Here is a 16,817-nt window from a genome sequence, read left to right as displayed (position 1 = left end):
TTGACACTCAGTCTCAATTGAAGCGTAGTATCACTTCCGTGGATGACACGAGGATGGGGGCGACGGTCATGGGCTCGGCTTCGACACGCACGGACGGGACAAGGAAAAACAGGCCCGCGAACGGGGAAGCGGACGAGCGGAAACCCGGCATCCCCCCTGCGTCACGGGCGCTGCTGCCGGGGCTGACGCTCGCGTGCCTGGTGGTGGCGATCGTCAGCAGCCTGGGCGCGCCGTTGATCCCGACCATCGCTTCGGAAAACCACGTGTCACTCACCGACGCCCAGTGGTCGTTGACGATCACGCTGCTGGTGGCGTCGGTCGCCGCCCCGGTGATGGGCCGCCTGGGAGACGGGCCCCGCCGACGGCAGGTCTTCCTGCTCTCGCTGGTCGCGATGATGCTGGGCGGAGTACTGGCGGCGCTGCCGGTCGGATTCGGCCCGTTCCTGGCCGGACGCGGCCTGCAGGGTTTGGGGCTCGGGCTGACACCCCTGGCCATCGCGACCGCCCGCGAGGCCCTGCCGCCGGAGCGCATGCGGGCGGGGGTCGCGATGCTCTCGACCACCACCGCGGTGGGCGTGGGCCTGGGCTACCCGGTCACCGGGCTGCTCGCGAAGGCCGGTGGTCTGCACCTGGCCTACTGGTTCGGGGCGGCGGTCGCCGCGGCCGCGTTGCTCGTCTCGTGGCGCGTCGTCCCGGCGTCGGCGCGGCGCCACCAGGAGCGGCTCGACATCGTCGGCGGCGCGCTGCTCGGCGCCGGCCTGGCCGGTCTGTTGCTGGCGCTCAGCAAGGGCGGGCAGTGGGGCTGGGGATCGGGGCCGGTGCTCGGGATCCTGGTCGCGGCCGCGGTGGTGCTCGCCCTCTGGGTGTGGTGGGAGCTGCGGGTGGCCCATCCGCTCGTGGCCCTGCGGCTGCTGGGTGCGCGCGCCGTGCTGACGGCGAGTGTGACCACCTTGCTCGCCGCCGTCGGGATGTACCTGCTGATCTCGCCGGTGACCACGTTCGTGCAGACGCCGGGCAGCACCGGATACGGACTGGGCGGCACCGTCGTCGTCGCCGGTCTGGCGCTGGTCCCGTTCTCCGCGACCAGCTACCTGACCACCCGGGTGGTGCCGTGGCTGGTGCGGCGTACCTCCTACGAGGCAGTCCTGCCGCTGTCCGCGGCCATGATGCTCGGCAGCATGGTCCTGTTCAGCCTGGCCCGCGACAACATCGGGGAAATCATGGTGGTGATGGCCGTCGCCGGTGCCGGGACCGGCAGCGTCTTCGCGGTGATGCCCGGATACCTCATGCGCGCCGTGCCGGCACAGGAGACCAGCAGCGCGATGAGCTTCAACCAGATCCTGCGCACCGTGGGCTACTCCGCCGGCGGAGCGTTGGGGGCGACCATACTTCAGGCGCACATCGCGCCCGGGGAAAGCTTCCCCGCCGACAGCGGCTACACGACCATCGGCGTGATCGCCTGCGCCGGGTGGGTGCTCACCGCCGCCGCCGCGATCCTGCTGCCGCTGGTCCGGCGCCCTCACCCGGCCCCGGACAGCGCGGCGGACGGCAAGGCGAGCCCGCCGCGACGATGACACGGAGCTTCTCCGCGGGTCTTGCTTCCTACGCGTGGTATCCGTCCAAACGCGACAGAACGTACAGCATGACCTCGTCGGCGCCGCCGCCGATCGACCACACCGGGCTGTCCCGGAAGTACCGGGCGGTCCACATCTCCTCCATGTATCCCACGGCTCCGTGGAACTGCAGGCACGTCGCGGCGATCTCGCGTGCCAGCCGGCCGGCCTCCAGCTTTCCGACGGTCGCGAACCGGTTCACGTCCTCGCCGCGGATGTAGGCCTCCGCGGCCGCGTAGTTGTAGTGCCGCAGCATGTCCACTCGCGCGCTCAGCCCGGCCAGGGTGAAGTTCAGGTGCTGGTTGTCGATCAGGGGCTTGCCGAAGACCTGGCGTGTCTTCAGGTATTCCGCGGTCCGGGTGAGGGCCGTCTCCATGCCGCCGACCGCGGCGTAGCTCAGCGCGAGGCGTTCGTTCTGGAACTGGCTCATCTGCTGGTAGAAGCCCAGGCCGACCTCGCCGATCGTGTTGCTCACCGGGACCCGCGCGTCGGTGAACGTCAGCTCGGCGGTGTCGGAGGAGCGCATGCCGAGCTTGTCGAGCTTGCGCTGGACCCGGACGCCCGGTGTGTCCGTCGGGACGACGAGCTGCGAAAGGCCGCCGTAGCCCGGCTTGTCGGCGGTGCGGGCCAGCAGGCAGATCCAGTCCGCCTGGGTGCCGTTGGTGATGTAGAGCTTCGCGCCGTTGATCACCCAGTCGTCGCCGTCACGCACCGCGCGGGTGCGCAGCGCGGTCACGTCGGAGCCCGTGTCGGGCTCGGTCACCGCGACCGAGCAGACCGCCTCGCCGTTGATCGCCGGGACCAGGTACCGCTGCTTGAGTTCCTCGCTGCCGAAATGGTGCAGCGACGGGGTCGCCATGTCCGTCTGGATACCGATGCCCATGGCCACCCCGGCGGGGCCGACCCTGCCGAGTTCTTCGTGCAGGATCACCGTGCAGAGGTGATCCGCGCCCTGACCGCCGTACGCCGTGTCGTACTCCAGGCCGAGCAGCCCGAGTTCGGCCATTTTCGGGAACAGCTCGTGCGCGGGGAAGATCCCGTTCGCCTCCCATTCGTCCGCGTACGGCCCGATTTCCTTCTCGGCGAAATCCCGGACCAGCTTCCGCAGATCGTGGTGTTCGGCGGTGAAGGCTACCATTTTCACTCCGATGGCTTCACGTGAGTCAATTGTCAGAGGAGGGCGAACAGTTTAGGGGTGTAGAGGGCGTCCGCCGACACGATTCCGGCCACCATGTCGAGGTAGGTCGCGACGAGTTCGGGATCGGACTGCACGGCGCGCAGCAGGGCGAGCCGCTGCTCGTGCGGAGGGGCCAGCCGGGCGACGTTGAGCGTGGCCTGGTAGCCAGGGGCGAGTGTCGCGTCCCGATCCTCGGCGAAACGTGCCAGTGCGGCGTCGAGTCGCGCGGGATCGCCGCCGAGCGCGTTTCCCATCTCGCCCACCAGGCTTTCCGCCTGCTGGAACGCGTCGCTGATACCGCGTGCGGTGATGGAATCCTTGTGGTGCCCGGCATCGCCGACGAGCACCCAGCCGGGTCCTGCCGCCTGCCGGAAGAAGTTCTGCTGGTCGCCGGTGCCGTACAGGCGTTCCACGGGCGCGCCGTCCCGCAGGCGCTCGTACAGCGCGGGCGCGGTGACGCGGATCTGTTCTTCGTAGGCACGGCGCGCGTCGGCGCGAACCTCGTCGAAACGGGACTGCGGGAAGTAGGTCTGCACCAGCGTCGTCTCGTCGTTGGTGCGCACGGCGGCCACACAGCCGCCGGGTCGCTCGTACAACTCCACGCCGTCGGCGGGCACGTCCTGCCAATACGTGTGGTAGGCGCAGGTCCTGAGCGGGTCCCGGACTTCGTCCGGTGCCGCCACCAGCCGGGCGACGGTGGAGCGCTTGCCGTCCGCGCCGATCACCAGACGCGCGCTTTCGGTGAAGGTCCGGTCCCCGTGCCTGCCCTCGACACCGACCACCCGGCCCGTCCCGTCCCACCGCAGGCCGGTCACCCGGCAGCGCTCGCGAAACTCGGCGCCCGCCCCGACGGCCGCGTCCACCAGCAGCGCGTCCAGGACACGGCGCCGGGGAGCGAACTTCGCCCGCTGGCCCGCCACTCCCCCGGCGTACCCGTCGATGCGGATGTCGGCGACCTCGTAGCGGGTCCGGTCCAGCGGCGGGCAGCCCGAGGCGCGGACGTGGTCCAGCACTCCCCAGCGGGCGAGTGCCGCGACCCCGGGCTGGTGGACGAGATGTGTGGAAAGGGTGTCGGAGCCGTACGCCGATTTGTCGAGCAGGAGCACCCGGTGGCCCGCGCGGGCCAGCAACAGGGCGGTGGGCGCGCCGGCGCAGCGCGCCCCCACCACGATGGCGTCGTACATGCGTGCCTCACAACGAACGTCGGCGAGCGGTGGCTCGGCGAGGGAACGGGGAATGGCGGGAACTGCCTACTGGCCCTGCCGCTTCGCGAAGGAGCCGGCGGGCCTGGCGATGGCTCCGAGCCGGCGCCGGTCGATCTTCCCGGTCGTCGTGACAGGCAGCTGGTCCACGACCGCCCAGAGACCGGGGACCATGTACGACGGCAGTTCGTCCCGCAGGCGGTCTCGCAGGTCGGCGGGGGTGATCGCCGTTCCGGGCGTCAGCCGGACCGCGGCGATGAGCCGCTTGTCGGTGCTGTCGCCGTCCGTGACCGTCACGAACGACTCCTCGACTCCCTCCTGGGCACGCAACGACTCGCTGATCGCGTGCGGCTCGATGCGGAAGCCGCGGAGCTTGACCTGGTCGTCCGCCCGGCCCAGAAAGCGGAGCTGCCCGTCACCGTCGATGCGGACCAGATCGCCGGTGCGGTACAGCCGTTCCGGAACGTCCGGGGAGAAAAAGCCGAACACCCGGTCGGTCTCCGCCTCGTCCTCGACGTAGCCCGAGGCGAGGCCGTCTCCGGCCGCGTACAGTTCTCCGACGGCACCGGGCATCAGCAGCCTCCCCCGTTCGTCCAGGACGTACACCCGGGTGCCCGGGACAGGCGCGCCGATCGGCACCGGCCCGTCGACGCTCGCGGGATCACGAACCGAGTAGGACGTCGTGACGACAGTGTTCTCGGTGGGCCCGTAGCAGTTCGTGATCACGAGCCCCGGGTTTTCTTCCAGCGCCTTCTTGACGTGCTCGGCGGGCACCACGTCCCCACCGGTCATGAGGTGACGCAGTCCGGCAAGCGACGCGCCCGCGAATTCCCGCACGAGCCCGAAAAGGCCCGCGGTGAGAAACGCGACGGTGATCCGGCGTTCCTCCAGAAAGGCACCCACCTCGGTCGGGAGCAGCGATTCCGGTGGGCAGATCTCCAGTGTCGCACCCGTCAGCAGGGTGCCCCAAAGCTCCAGTGTGGACGCGTCGAACGCGAGGGACGCCAGCCGAAGAGAGCGCTCTCCCGGGCCCAGTGCCAGATACCCGCTGTCGTGGACCAGCCGGATCACGCCCCGGTGCGGTATGGACACCCCCTTGGGCGCACCGGTCGAGCCCGAGGTGAAGGCGATGTACGCCCGGCGATCGGTGTCGGGCCGGGCGGGAGGTACGAGTTCTCCGCCGCTTTCCCAGCCCTGGTGCCAGAAGCCGACCAGCGGCACGTCATGGGGCGCGAGCCGGCCTGCCACGTCGTCGGCCACGATCGCGGCGGACGGCGATGCCTTGGCCAGTATCCTCGCGGTGTGGGACGCGGGCTGCGTCAGATCGGCTCCGAAATACGCGGCGCCCGCCCAGAGGGTGCCCAGCACGGCCACCACCTCGGCCACCGACCGCGGCACACTGATCAGTACCGTGTCGCCTTCTGCGACACCGGCCGCCCGCAGCAGGCGGGCCTGTTCGGCCACGGCGGCGGCCAGTTCGGCATACGTCAGCGCCGACTCCGCGTCGCGCACGGCCGGCGCGGCGGGCCATCGGCTCGCCGCCTCGCGGAACAGTTCGTCCACGGACGATTCGGGGAAGACACGACTGGTGTCGTTGACGGCTTCGAGGATCTTCCGCGAATGGGCGGAGACGCACCGGATATCCGCCAGTGTCACGCCCGCGTCACCGGCCACCGTGGCCCCGGCGAGCTGTTCCACGGCGGCCGACCAGTCCAGGACGAACCTCTCCGCGTCACCGCCCTCCCACAGGTCCGCGGCGTAGTCGAGGTGACCGGTGAACGACTCACCGGCGTCATCCAGCCGCACGGCGATGTCGAACCGGGGCTTGACGGTGCCGGCTTCCTCGATCCGGCTCGCTGGGGGTTCGGCACCGACCGTCTCCTGGCCGAGGTGGCCGGGAATCCGGAAGAGCACCTGGACGAGCGGATGCCTCCGGCCGGACCGCTGGACGCCCAGCCGCGCGACCACCTGGTCGAGCGGGAAATCTCCCCGGCCAAGGCTCCAGGTCAGCGATTCGTGTACGCCGCGAACGAATGCTTCCGGCGTCAGGTCGTCGTCGACGTCGACCCGGACCGGAACGGGGTCGCCGGGCTCGCCGACGCCGATCAGCAGGGTGCGCGCACCGGTCAATCTCGCCAGTGTGAGGCCGAACGCCGCGAAGAGCACGGAGGAGGGCGGCACGTTCCAGGTTCGCGCCCGCCCGCGTATCGCCGTCGCGGTTTCGGCGAACAGTTCGACGGGGCGCCGGCCACCACGCGTGGCGGCGTGCCGTGGCAGGCGCTTGTCCGACGGTATCTCCACCGCCGTCGGTACCTTCGCCAGCCGGTCCGCCCACAGTTCGACCGCGTGGGTTTCCTGGCTTTCCGGTGTTCCCATCAGCCCGCCCCGCCCGGGACGTCCTCGCGAGGACCTTCCATGAGCCGGCCGAGCAAAGCGGCCTGTTTGCGTATCGTGGGGGCCCGGAGGACGTCAACGGACTTGAGCGTGAGACCGGAGGATTTCGCGATCTTCCCGATGAGGGAAACGAGTACGAAAGAGTCGCCGCCCGCCTCGAAAAAGCTCGTGTCGTCGTCGGGCGCGTCGTAGCCGAGAGTGTCTCGCCAAGCCGAACGGACGAGATCGAGGAGACGAGATTGGTCCGGAACCCGGGCGTCGGCACGAGGCGTGCCTGTCACGTTTGCCATGATCTGTATCTCTCCCATTGGTTTCGCAGCTCCACATCAGGCGGTCGTCGTGCCGGATCCGACGAGCTCCAGTACGTCACGCAGGTCCGCGAGCAGGGTGGCCTCCTCGGGTTTGAGGTAGAAATGCCCGCCGGGCAGCACCCGGAGCCGGAAGGCGCCGTGCGTCATGTCCGCCCAGCCCCGCATTTCCTCCGGGGTGACTTCGGAATCGTCGGCACCGGCGTACGCGTGGATCGGGCAGGCGAGCGGCGGCCGCGCACCACCGGAATAGCCCCCCACCAACCGGTAGTCGCCGCGGACCGCCGGGAGCACGGCCTCCCTCAGGTCGGGATCCTCGAAGGCCGCGGCACGGCTCGCGTCCAGGCTCACGACATGGGCGATGACGTCCTCGTCCGTGCTGGGGACCACCCGGCCCGCGGGCAGCGCGTGCGGCGGCTGTGTCCCGGACACGCACAGGGCGGCCGGCGGATACCCCCGGTCCTGCAGGCGCAGCGCCACCTCATGCGCCACCGTGGCCCCGAAACAGTGACCGAACAGCACCATCCGCTGCCGGGCCAGTCCGTCCAGCGCGTCGGCGATTTCCTCCGCGAGGGCTTCCAGCCCGGCCGGGAACGGATCGTCGAACCGCTCCTCCCGGCCCGGGTACCGGACGGCCATGACGGCGATGTCCGGCGGCAGTCCTCTCGGCCAGGTGCGGTACTGCCCCGCCACGGCACCGGCGTGGGGAAAACAGACCAGCTTCGTCGCACACCCGTCGTCATCACGGAAGCGGCGCAGCCAGTGCTCCGCCAGCGAACTCCTCATCGAATAGATCCCTTCTTCGGCAATGAGTGAATATCGCCCACTGTCCCGGGCCGGAATTCCGATCGGCGAAATGATACCGTCGCCGGTCAGGATGATCGCTTATCCGAAAATGCGAAGAACCGTCACCTGCCGAAGCGGCCAGGGCACCGAGCGTGCATCCTGAAACCGGGAGCACACTTCGAGGTAAAAAATGACCTGGTGCCGTGCGGCCACAGTGCCGGCAGCGTCCTCGACATTTGATCCGCTTCGCCGACCAACTCGGCGTCGATGTCGCCAGAAGTTGACGGAATTCGCACATCGAGCCAATTGGTATCCGAGCACGCGAACCGTAGGAGATATCGGCGAATCCGTCTGCCCCGATTTCCGGCCGCCGACTGCCAACGCCCTTGATTGTCCGGTAAAGGCGTGAACCGCACCGACGCGCCGACCACGCGTGCCCGGGCGCGCCGTCAACCCCCGAGTTTCGGGGATGTCCGGCGACCCCCTGACGGCGGCAAGGTCATGACCGTGCCGTTCCCGACCGTGCCGCGCCGCCCGCCACCACCTCGACCGGAGGAATCATGAATCGCTTTCGGACACCGACCTGTCTCCTCATCGGATAGTGGAATGGTGGCGAGGCCGTGAGCGTCCGATGACCACGATCCTGACCGGCTCCGGCGTCCTTCGAACCCGCCTGCGGGACGCGGGCTTCACGATCGTGGACGGGCCCGGTGAGCGGCCGGACGTGGTCGCGGTCGACTTCCGCGAGCGCGCCGCCGTGCCGTCCGGTGCTCCCGTGCTGGCCTGGGTGGACACCGAATCGTTGCCGGCCGCGATCCGGTCGGGGGCACGAGGATTTCTCCAGGCGCGCGTCTGCACCGGGACCGTGCGGCGGGCGGTGCTTTCGGTCGCCGCCGGCGGTGTGTTCTTCGGGCCGGGCCTGCTCACCACGGCTTTCGAAAGAAGCTGGTGCGGGCTGACCGCGCGGGAGGAGGAAATCCTGCGGCTGCTCGCGGACGGCCGATCGACCGCGGACCTGGCCCGGCACCTCATGCTGGCACCGAAGACCGTCCGCAACCATCTCTCCACGATCGGCGGCAAGCTCGGTCGACGCGGCCATGCCGAACTCACCGCCTTCGCACGGAGAACACCCGCCCGGCAGACCACGACGTGACGCGAGATCTGCCAAGATCGGGTTTTCCGTCCGAGCAGGCGGCCGCCGCCGTGGTTCCGGAGAAGGGGACGAATCATGAACAGGGTCCAGGGCGTGTGTGACGACCGGTTCGCCAACGTTTCGGAAACACTGGCGGGGCTGCTGGACACGAAGGATCTCGGTGCCTCGGTGGCGGTCTCCCTCGGCGGTGAACTCGTCGTGGACCTCTGGGGAGGCCACGCCGACGCGGCGCGCACCCGGGCTTGGGAGTGCGACACCCTCGTCGATGTGTGGTCCACGAGCAAGACCTTGACCAGTCTGTGCGCGCTGATCCTCCTCGACCGAGGGGAGATCGATCTGCACGACCCGGTCGCGAAGTACTGGCCGGAGTTCGCCGCTGGCGGCAAGGAAGGCGTCGAGATCCGTCACCTGCTCTCCCACACCGCCGGCGTCCCCGGCTGGGACACCCCGCTCGCGCTGGAGGATCTCTACGACTGGGACACCTGCACCGCGTTGCTGGCCGCGCAGGCTCCCTGGTGGCAGCCCGGTACCTCCTCGGGCTATCACGCCATAACCCAGGGCTATCTCGTCGGTGAAGTCGTCCGGCGGGTCACGGGAGGGTCCCTGGGGACGTTTCTCCGGGAGCAGGTCACCGACCCCCTCGGCACCGACTTCCACATCGGCCTTCCCGCCACCGAAGACGATCGAGTCGCCGAACTGGTCATCAGCGGCGCGCTCGGCACTCCCCCCGCCACCGACGGCGGAGACCCGGTGATCCAGAAGCGGGTCGGCACCAATCCGCCGGCGGGCGGGCTGCTCGCGGCGACCAGGACCCGGGCGTGGCGGGCGGCGGAATCCCCGTCGATCAACGGGCACGGCAACGCGCGTTCGGTCGCGCTCACCCTGTCCGTCCTCGCCTGCGGTGGCTCGGCCGGCGGAACACGCCTGCTGTCCGAGGAGGGCTGCTCGACGGTCTTCGAGGAGCAGTCCACCGGTGTCGACAAGGTGCTCGGGGTGCCCGTCCGGTTCGGGGTGGGCTACGGCCTCAACGACGCGCACACCCCGATCCTGCCGAATCCACGCACCTGTTTCTGGGGCGGCGCGGGCGGGTCACTCGCCGTCGTCGACTTCGACGCCGGGATGGTCGTCGCCTACGTCATGAACCGCATGGTGAGCGACGGCACCAGCGGTCTCCTCGGGGACGCCAGGGCCCAAAGCATCGTGACGGCGGTGTACCAGGCGCTGTCACGCTGATCCCGTTCCCGGGAAACCCGGCGACCGCGTCGGCTAGGCGTGCAGCACGGCGAGCAACTCCGCCCGGCTGGCGACGCCGAGCTTGTGGTGGACGGCCTTGAGGTGATCGTGCACGGTGTGCACCGACACGTCCAGGCGTCGCGCGACCTGTTTGGCCGCCGCCCCGTCCAGGAGACACCCGAGTACCTGCCGCTCCCGGGCGGTGATCCCGTACCAGCCGCCGAGCGAGTCCAGCATCTGCCGGGGCGGGATCGCCCGTACCAGCACGGTCACCGAGCCGTCCTGGTCGAGTAGTTGCCCCTCCGCCGAAATCCACCGGCCGAACCGCACCGCCGGCCCGTGCATCACCGGCGGTGCGGCCGCGGACAGCCGGGTCTGCTCGGCCAGGCCGACGACCAGGGCCTCCACCCAGCTGGCCGGATGGTGTTCGCGCAGCCGTTCCGCCCACCACCGGGCAGCCGACGTGGCGCCGACGACCTTGCCGGCCGGGTCGACGACGAACACCCCCGGTGCCGGCTCCGGGGTGACCGGCCGCACCGGCCCGCTGAGTACGTGCCGCCGTAGCGTCGCGATCAACTCGGGTGTCCACTCCAGCACCCGCGTGGCGTCGGCCCGGTCGAAGGCCCGGCCGCCCGCCGAACGCAGCAAAGCCAGCGACCCCCAGACACCGTGCGCGTCGCGCAACAGCACCCGCAGCTCACCGCCGACACCGTGGACGTCGAACAACCGGCGCATCTCCCGATCCCGCCCGCCGCGCCCGGTACCCACCAGGCCCGCGGGCACCGGCCGCCGTGCGAGATCCGCCGGCGGGCACGGATCGTATCCGGAGAAGTACCTCCGCATGAACTGGTCCCCGAAGTCGTCCTCGAAATTGTGCCAGAAACTGAACACGGTGTGCCCGGCACCGGCTGGGCTGTTGCCCACGAGCCGCAGCGCGTCATGCGCCACCACCTGGCCCAGCGCCAGCGACACCGCCTCGGCCAGATCCCGCGGATCCGAGGTTTCCCCCGTCAACGCGGGCAGCGCACGCACACCCTCCCGAACGCCCATCCACCCACCGTCGCGCATTCCCGCCATCGCCACAACCGAATTCACCGAACCGGTGATCGCGCCCGCTCCGCGAGCACCCGGCGGGAAACGCCCGCACGGCGGGGAACCGGACGGCTGCACGGCCGAGGAGACTCCGGGCGGTTGAAAGCCGGAACCGGCCGTCGATTCGACCGAGATCGCGCGGCGATTGTTTCGGCAATCGAGGAAAGCGTTCGGAAACTGACCGCCCGGCCCGCGCCGGGCACTGCCGGCCGCGAGCCGCGCCGGCTCATCGGGTACTCCCCTCGTGGTCGGAGGCCACCTCCGCGGCCACCACGCCGGGCACGGCCTGGGCCAGCAGGACCGCCACGTGCCGGTCGGTCTCGTCGTCGTAGGCGTCGGTGATCCGGACGACGCCGTCGTCCACCCGCACGGTCCAGCGATCCGCACCGCCGTAGATGCCAAGGCGATGCCGGACATCGACCCGGATCGCCTCGTCATCCCTGGCCAGCACCCGCACGATGTCCCCGCGGGTCACGATGCCGACCACCCTCCCGCCGTCGACGATCGGCATGGCCCGGAACCCGGACTCGACCAGGGCGCTGCTCACGTCCGCGACGTCGGCGCCCGGCGCCATCCCGACCGCGGGCGTGCTCATCACCGCGCCCACGGTCGCGCCGGGATCGATGTGCGGCGGGTCCTCACCACGGCAGTTGCGCGGATCCGGCGGCACCCGGTCCCGGATCAGGTCGGCCTCGGTCACGATGCCGACCAGGCGATCCTCCTCGGTCACCGGCAACGCGGTGAAACCGTGCGACGAAAGGATTTCCGCCGCTTCCTTCGCCGTCGCCGACGTACCGACGGTGAGCACCGGCGAGGTCATCACGTCACGAGCCCGCATCGGGCACCTCCCTGGACTGGCCTGCCACCCACGGTATTCCGGCCGGGCCCAGCCGCGCCGCGTCCCTTCGTCACCACCGCCCGGGACCTACGTCCTACCGGTCCACAATGGACTCTCCGGGCCGGGTCCGGCGGACGGCCACCCACACCGGCCGGCGCCCCGCCGCGGCCCAACGTCCCCGATGTCCGGGACCAACGGCCGTCGACGGGCGCCCTGGCGACGGCCTACCGTCGGCACCACCCGGCAGACGGGAGCACACCATGACCACCATCTCCGCCGGCGGCGCGCTCGTCGTCGGCGTCGACGGCACACCCGGTGCGGCACAGGCCGTGTCCTGGGCGGCCGGCCTCGCCGCGGAGCGCGGCGCCCCGCTCCTGCTCGTACACGGACTCGGCATCTCCGAGCTCTACCGGGGCCAGCTCGTTCCCCCGCCCGAACGGCTGGTCCGCGAGCTGCGCGACCGCGGCCACCGGATCCTGCGCCAAGCCCGCGATCTCGCCACGACGTCCACCACCGCGGACCTCCGCGTCCACCTGGCCGACGACTCCGCCGAAGCCGCGCTCACCGCGCTTTCCGCCGGCGCGCGGATGGTCGTGCTCGGCGCGACCGGGAACACCCGGCTCACCTCCGTCTTCGGCCGCTCAGTCACGCTCACGCTGGCCGCGCACGCGCACTGCCCCGTCGTCTCCGTACGCGGCGACACCTCCCCTGGCGACCTGCCCGTGGTCGTCGGCGTCGACGGCAGCCCGCTCTCGGAAAACGCCGTCGAGACCGCCTTCGCCGAAGCCGCCGCCCGCGGCACCTCACTCGTCGCCGTGCACGCGTGGGGCACCGGTCAGACCACCCGCGTCTTCGGCGAGGTCGCCGACTACTACGACTGGGCCCCCACACTCGAAACCGAGACCGCGGTCCTGGCCGAACGGCTCGCCGGACGGCGCGGGCGTCACCCCGACCTCACGGTCGAGCACGTCGTCGTCCACGACGACCCCCGCACCGCCCTGCTCGGCTGGAGCCACAAGGCCCAGCTCCTCGTCGTCGGCAGCCGGGGCCGCGGCGGATTCACCGGCCTCCTGCTCGGCTCCACCAGCCAGGCCCTCCTCCACCACGCCGCCTGCCCGGTACTCGTGGCGCACTGACCCCGGCGCGGCCGGGGCCAGGGGCCGCCGCCATCGTGTCCACTATGGACGGAAGCGCTTCACCGTGCCGTTCGCGGTCCGCTCGCCGCGTTCGGCCGTCAAGGGCCGCGGCAGTACCCGGAGGTCCTTCACGTGGTCCCCGCCGGGCACTGACCGATCCCGCCCGACCGCGGACGACCGGCGAGCGCCGACCGGTCAGGCCCGGCGGAGCCGGTGACCATGGACATTCGTCGAGCACCGCGTGATGTCCACACGACAGGTGTCGGCAACGGAGCATTCCCCCACCGTGGACACGGGAAGTGATGAATCGGACAAGTCCGGTCTTGTCCGGCAACCACCGCGTCACGCTCGTCCTCGGATACCGTCGCGAGATAACAGGGAAGCGACGTTCGCATGACCGATGAGTCAATCAACGAAGGAAAGACGCCATTGCTCGTCCGGTCACCGACGTCGGTGTTTTTGTTCTGCTTGAATTCCCGTCCATTGACTTGACGTGGGGGCGAGCGAAGAATTGCGTGCTCCTGGCGACGAGCACTGCGGCCGTTCAGGCTAACTGCTTTGACCAGCGAACATGCCTGTCGTAGGCTGACGAGGCCTCCACATCTGGGGAGGCGCTATTTGGGGGGTTTCCTTTTCGCCTGGCTCGGGGCGTGTATGGGGCGGCGGGGACTTCCGTACTTGTGTCAAGGAGTACGCATGCATACCCGATATCATTCATTCGCCGCTGCCGTGATTGTCACGGCCGGAGCCGTCCTGGTCGGTGTCCAGCCCGCGGCGGCCGACGACGCGCCGGTACCCGCCGTGGAGGAATTCGCCTATCCCGGGGCCGCGCAAATCCACGCCCAGCGCGGTATCACCCTGATCAAAGGTGACGGGCACATCGTGTTCACCGGGTGCGGCCAGGCCGGACTGGTGGAAGTACGCAGCAGCAACGTGCCCGGCGACACCGATCCCGACGCGGGCCACTACTGTTTCAAGGTCATCGGCTCCTCGGGCGACCTGACCCTCGGCGTCCCCAACGCCTACCAGGTCAAGGGCGACGATCACGACGTCACCGCCACCGTCAACGTCAAGGGCAGCACCTCGACGGTCCCGGTCGACCACAACGGCTGGACCGGTGTCGGGCAGGGCTCGGGGCCGGATCCGGCGACCCTGCTGGAACTCAAGGCGAGCACGGCCGGCACCGCGAAGGCCGCCCGGCTCAACGGGCCCAGCCCACTGGCCAGGATCAGCATCGGCAACCCCATGTCCGACGGCGGCCGGGCCTGCAGCGGCACCCTGATCGCCGCCCGGTGGGTGCTCACCGCGGCCGGCTGTTTCGCCGACGACCCGGCCTCACCCGGCGCGCTGAAACCCGGGGCGCCCAAGGTGCCCGCCACCGCGAGCTTCGCCTCCGGTGCCACTCAGCCGATCGTGGCCCTCGTGCCGCGCAACGACCGTGACGTGGTGCTCGCCAAGCTCGCCGCGCCGATCACCGACATCCCCGTGGAGCCGGTCTCCACGAAGCCCCCGCAGCCGGGCGAGGCGCTCAGCGCGGTCGGCTACGGCCGCACGGCCACCGAATGGGTTCCCGCGCAGGCGCACAACACCGGCCTGACCGTGGCCACGGTCGGCGCGACCTCCGCGACGCTGACCGGCGCCGCCGATTCCTGCCGGGGAGACGCCGGCGGGCCCGCGTTGCGCACCGTCGGGACCGGCACCGAGCTCGCCGCGATCACCAGCCAGTCCCACGGACACGGTTGTCTCGGGGAAACCGCCACGACCGGCGGCACGGTCGACACCCGCGTCGACGATCTCGCCACCTGGATCCGCCTGACCACCGCCCCCACGATCGCCACCTGCGCGCCGGCCCCGGTGTGGTCGGTCCGCACCGACGGCGGCCTGTGGAGCTACCGGCACAACGACCCGGCGGGCGGCGCCTACGCCTGGAACCAGTCCTCCGGCGCGGTGGGCAGCGGGTGGACCGGGCGCATGCTGGCCGCTCCCGGCAACGTCGTCTACTCCATCAACTACAAGAACAGCCGATACCACGAGGGTGATCTCGTCCGGTGGGTCTGGAACGGCAGCAGCTGGAGCGGCGGCAACGTCATCAGCGACCGTCCCTGGCTCGGCTGGCTCGATCCCGCCTACCGCAACCGGATCACCGTGGACGCCAACGGCAACATCTACACCGACGAAGCCGACGGCAATCTCTACCTCCACACCTACAAGCCCACCACCGGGGCGTGGACGCACACCAAGATCGACAGCGGGTGGGGCCAGTACGACTCCATCACCGCCGCGGGCGACGGCGTCCTCTACGCCAGGGTCGCCGACCCGAAGGCGGGCGGGGCGCTGCGCCGCTTCCAGTTCGACGCCGCCACCGGGCAGTGGCTCCAGCGTGAGAAGCCCGTAGGCGTCGGATGGCAGCACTTCAGCCAGATCTTCTCGCCGGGCGGCGACGTCCTCTACGGCCGGGGAGACTTCCAGAACGGCCAGCCGGTCCTGCGCTGGTACCGCTATCTGCCCGACACCGACACCTGGGCGCCCGGCGCCCCCGACGGCATGGGCAAGGTCGTCGGCAACGGCTGGAACACCGAAACCGACGTGTCCGCCCAGCCCGACAGCTGCAAGCTCACCTACTAGCCGCGCGATCGCGACGGCGTTTCCCGGATATCCCCCGCTTCGCGCCGCCGGCCGGGCGGCGCGAAGCGGTGTCCCGGGGGAGCTCACGAACCGGACGCGACCGGAGCCGGGAGTTCGGCGTGCCCGGCTCCGGGTCGTGGCCGGACCGACCTGGTGCCGTTCCCGAGAAAGGACTTCCCACTCATGAGACCGAGATCGAAGCAGGCGTCCCCGGGCCGGATACGCGGGTTCGTCGCCGCGGCGACGGGCATCGCGGTGGCGGCGGGACTGGTCGTCGTCCCGCCCGCTTCCGCGGCGGACCCGCCACCGCCCACGGACCGGCAGCGCGTCGTCACGCTCATGCAGACCGGTACCCCGCTCGTGGCCCGTGCGGCCGAGGACGCGCTGGTCGGCACGGATCAGGATCTGCAGACCTTCCTGGCCACCGGGCTGACCAGGATGCAGGAGGTCGACGACCGCGTCACCGTGCAGCGCATGCTCGGTTCCGGCGGGCCGGCGACCCGCGACGCCGCGAACGCCGCGTTGAACGGCGACATCGGTGTGGTCCGCGCGTTCCTGGCCACCGGCTGGCAGCAACCGTGGAAGAACGATCTGCGCATCCAGGTCACCCGGCTGCTGTCGGCGGCGACCGGGCCCGCGGTGCGATCGGCGGCGAACACCGCGCTCAACGGTGACGAGAACGCGCAGCTGGCCTTTCTCAACGACGGCTGGCGGCGGGCACAGGACAACGACGACCGGATCACGGTGCAGGGCCTGCTGAACAACGGCGGGCCCGAAGTCAGGAAGGCCGCCAACTGGGTCCTCTCCGGCAGCGCCGAGGACGTGCGGGAGTTCCTGCGGATCGGCTACCAGGTCGTCGTGCAGCGCGACCAGGAAACCATGTCGGTCAAGCAGTTGGCCGATCTGGCGCAGAGTTCGCAGGCCCGCTCGGCGGTGCTGACGCAGCAGGCGAAGGAGGCCTCGGATCAGGCCGTCGCGGCCGCCGCCGCGGCGAAGGTGGCGGCGCAGACCGCGGCCAGGGAGACCGAAGAGGCACAGAAGTCCGCCACCCAGGCCGCGAGCGCGGCCTCCCGCGCGGCGGACGCGGCCACCCGCGCCGTCGCCGCGGCACAGCGGGCGATCGCCGCCGCCGCGGCGGCGAGCAACGCCGCGCGGGAGGCGTCCCACGCCGCCGCGCAGGCCGCCTGGGCCGCCTCGATGGCGGGCAAGGCCGCCGCGAACGCGCGCCAGGCCGCCGCGGCCGCGGCCACCGGGCCGAAC

13 protein-coding genes are annotated in these 16,817 nt (G+C 70.7%); 6 read left to right on the top strand and 7 right to left on the bottom strand.

Annotation, left to right across the window (positions count from 1 at the left end; translation table 11 throughout):
• The first annotated feature begins 38 nt into the window (after window positions 1-38).
• Entirely contained in the window at window positions 39-1,574 is a 1,536-nt protein-coding gene (locus ABD987_RS40630; RefSeq protein ID WP_345407589.1) for an MFS transporter, read from the top strand.
• Between the two features lie 28 nt (window positions 1,575-1,602).
• On the opposite strand, the gene ABD987_RS40625 is transcribed toward ABD987_RS40630, so the two are convergent.
• From ABD987_RS40625 to ABD987_RS40605, 5 genes are all read right to left on the bottom strand, one after another.
• On the bottom strand, window positions 1,603-2,751 hold the full coding sequence (locus tag ABD987_RS40625) for an acyl-CoA dehydrogenase family protein (RefSeq protein WP_345407587.1): 1,149 nt from the start codon (window positions 2,749-2,751) through the stop codon (window positions 1,603-1,605).
• Window positions 2,752-2,783: 32 nt separating this feature from the next.
• Window positions 2,784-3,974, bottom strand: a complete 1,191-nt coding sequence (locus ABD987_RS40620; protein ID WP_345407585.1) for an NAD(P)/FAD-dependent oxidoreductase — start codon at window positions 3,972-3,974, stop codon at window positions 2,784-2,786.
• 66 nt (window positions 3,975-4,040) lie between these two features.
• Window positions 4,041-6,368: an amino acid adenylation domain-containing protein gene (locus ABD987_RS40615; protein WP_345407583.1), complete on the bottom strand. Its 2,328-nt coding sequence runs from the start codon at window positions 6,366-6,368 to the stop codon at window positions 4,041-4,043.
• Window positions 6,368-6,694: an acyl carrier protein gene (locus tag ABD987_RS40610; protein WP_345407581.1), complete on the bottom strand. Its 327-nt coding sequence runs from the start codon at window positions 6,692-6,694 to the stop codon at window positions 6,368-6,370. Before ABD987_RS40610 ends, ABD987_RS40615 begins: the two co-directional genes overlap by 1 nt.
• Before the next feature lie 18 nt (window positions 6,695-6,712).
• Entirely contained in the window at window positions 6,713-7,480 is a 768-nt protein-coding gene (locus ABD987_RS40605) for a thioesterase II family protein (RefSeq protein ID WP_345407578.1), read from the bottom strand.
• 631 nt (window positions 7,481-8,111) lie between these two features.
• Here ABD987_RS40605 and ABD987_RS40600 point away from each other — a divergent pair.
• Together ABD987_RS40600 and ABD987_RS40595 are read left to right on the top strand one after the other, a co-directional pair.
• The gene (locus ABD987_RS40600) at window positions 8,112-8,633 is read left to right on the top strand and encodes a LuxR C-terminal-related transcriptional regulator (protein ID WP_345407575.1); all 522 of its coding nucleotides are present in this window, start codon (window positions 8,112-8,114) and stop codon (window positions 8,631-8,633) included.
• 75 nt (window positions 8,634-8,708) lie between these two features.
• Window positions 8,709-9,866 carry a serine hydrolase domain-containing protein gene (locus ABD987_RS40595; protein ID WP_345407572.1) on the top strand — a complete coding sequence of 386 codons (1,158 nt, stop codon included), beginning with the start codon at window positions 8,709-8,711 and terminating at the stop codon, window positions 9,864-9,866.
• A 33-nt stretch (window positions 9,867-9,899) separates the two neighbouring features.
• Here ABD987_RS40595 and ABD987_RS40590 read toward each other — a convergent pair whose 3' ends face one another.
• Entirely contained in the window at window positions 9,900-10,916 is a 1,017-nt protein-coding gene (locus tag ABD987_RS40590; RefSeq protein WP_345407569.1) for a helix-turn-helix transcriptional regulator, read from the bottom strand.
• A gap of 268 nt (window positions 10,917-11,184) precedes the next feature.
• Complete coding sequence (locus ABD987_RS40585; protein WP_345407566.1) at window positions 11,185-11,796, bottom strand: CBS domain-containing protein; 612 nt, start codon at window positions 11,794-11,796, stop codon at window positions 11,185-11,187.
• A 260-nt stretch (window positions 11,797-12,056) separates the two neighbouring features.
• Between ABD987_RS40585 and ABD987_RS40580 the strand changes: the two genes are divergently transcribed.
• The 3 genes from ABD987_RS40580 to ABD987_RS40570 all read left to right on the top strand — a co-directional run.
• Window positions 12,057-12,932: a universal stress protein gene (locus tag ABD987_RS40580; protein ID WP_345407563.1), complete on the top strand. Its 876-nt coding sequence runs from the start codon at window positions 12,057-12,059 to the stop codon at window positions 12,930-12,932.
• 729 nt (window positions 12,933-13,661) lie between these two features.
• Window positions 13,662-15,557 carry a tachylectin-related carbohydrate-binding protein gene (locus ABD987_RS40575; RefSeq protein ID WP_345407560.1) on the top strand — a complete coding sequence of 632 codons (1,896 nt, stop codon included), beginning with the start codon at window positions 13,662-13,664 and terminating at the stop codon, window positions 15,555-15,557.
• A 183-nt stretch (window positions 15,558-15,740) separates the two neighbouring features.
• Window positions 15,741-16,817, top strand: a 1,077-nt coding sequence (locus ABD987_RS40570) for an ALF repeat-containing protein (protein ID WP_345407557.1), incomplete at its 3' end; no start/stop codon positions are given.

The sequence above is a fragment of the Amycolatopsis samaneae genome (genome assembly GCF_039541975.1).
In the GTDB taxonomy this organism is placed as follows: Bacteria; Actinomycetota; Actinomycetes; order Mycobacteriales; family Pseudonocardiaceae; genus Amycolatopsis; species Amycolatopsis samaneae.
Note: the sequence above shows the minus strand (reverse complement) of the source record. Positions and strands in the feature narration are given on the sequence as shown.